1 protein-coding gene is annotated in these 1,155 nt (G+C 44.4%); it reads left to right on the top strand.

The genetic code is table 11. The annotated features are described in order from the left end of the window. Window positions 1–42: 42 nt before the first annotated feature. Window positions 43–1,131, top strand: coding sequence for a DUF3792 domain-containing protein (locus tag ACFILA_RS09540; RefSeq protein ID WP_375661126.1), 1,089 nt, complete (start codon window positions 43–45; stop codon window positions 1,129–1,131). Window positions 1,132–1,155 lie beyond the last annotated feature (24 nt).

Genomic DNA, 1,155 nt, shown 5'->3' with positions numbered 1-1,155 from the left:
CAAAAAGGCATTGTATCTCCAGCATATTCAAGGAGATAAAACATGGAAACTCGCATTCCTGAAAACACACCATTCGAGACGAATTTTCTAGGAGAAACGTCTCTAGAAGAAAAATATTCACTCTTTCACACACCCATTTCATGGTCCGCAATCTTTGCGGGACTGGTGACGGCTCTTGCCACCTCAATCTGCCTCTCTTTTCTGGTCGCCGCTTTAGGCTTAAGCCAAATGGATTTCACTTCTTCAACCCCATTTGAAGGCTCTTTCCTCTCCTTTGGCGTGGGCTCTGTTATCGTTACACTGATTAGCCTAGCCTTGGGAGGCTTTGTAGCTGGACGTTTTGCTGAAACCTCAGGGACTCTTCATGGCTTTCTCACCTGGGCTCTCATAACATTGCTGATGACCCTCCAAGCCATCCACGTGGTTTCTAGTACAGCAAAGATAGGAGCTAAAACGGCTCTAGAAAACAGCTCCATGGTCCAACAAACCGTGGACAGCCTCAAAAACAATATTTCCCCCATACTTGCAAACTTAAACAGCGAAAGTCTTGAAAAGTTTTTTGCAAAAAATAGTGACAATGGCATCAATTTTGACCAACTTGGGAGTGAATTGCGCACCCTTCTCAATAAAAGCGACATTCCTGCTCTCAACCCTGATCGCTTGAAACAAACCTATCAAGCTGCACTCAATGATATTGGTTCTGCGATAACAGCTTTCAAAAATGACCCTTCTTACTATCGCACCACTTTAAAAAATCTTGGTGAGCGTCTGTCTGATCGTATAGAAGATCTCACGACAAAATTTGATCGAAGTGATATCATCAAGGCCCTTGTGACCGATGGCATGTCCCGTGCGGATGCACAAACAGCAGTAAACCGTGCCGTCCAACTCTATCAAAGAGCAGAGGAAAAGACCGAAAAAGCCATCAAAGTCCTTGAAGAACGGGCAGAAACACTCTCAGACAATCTTGAGGATACGATCAAGGGCGCCAAAAACACTGCGACTAAAGCCACAAAAACAGCCTCCAATATGGGGTGGTGGGGCTTTTTAGGCAGTCTGGTAGGCGCCATTATTTCCAGTGTTTTTGGCTATTATGGTTATAGAAGCCGTAAGGACACTTTCATGCTTTAAAACGTCTACCTTTAAAGCAAATAC

The organism is Bartonella sp. CL71SXKL, assembly GCF_042194935.1.
Classification (GTDB): domain Bacteria; phylum Pseudomonadota; class Alphaproteobacteria; order Rhizobiales; family Rhizobiaceae; genus Bartonella.
The sequence above is the reverse complement of the archived record's forward strand: the minus strand, read 5'-3'. Positions and strand labels throughout refer to the sequence as shown.

Excerpts from the sequence above, each read along its gene's own strand:
- ACFILA_RS09540 (WP_375661126.1), top strand. The coding sequence starts at position 43 with ATGGAAACTCGCATTCCTGAAAACACACCATTCGAGACGAATTTTCTA.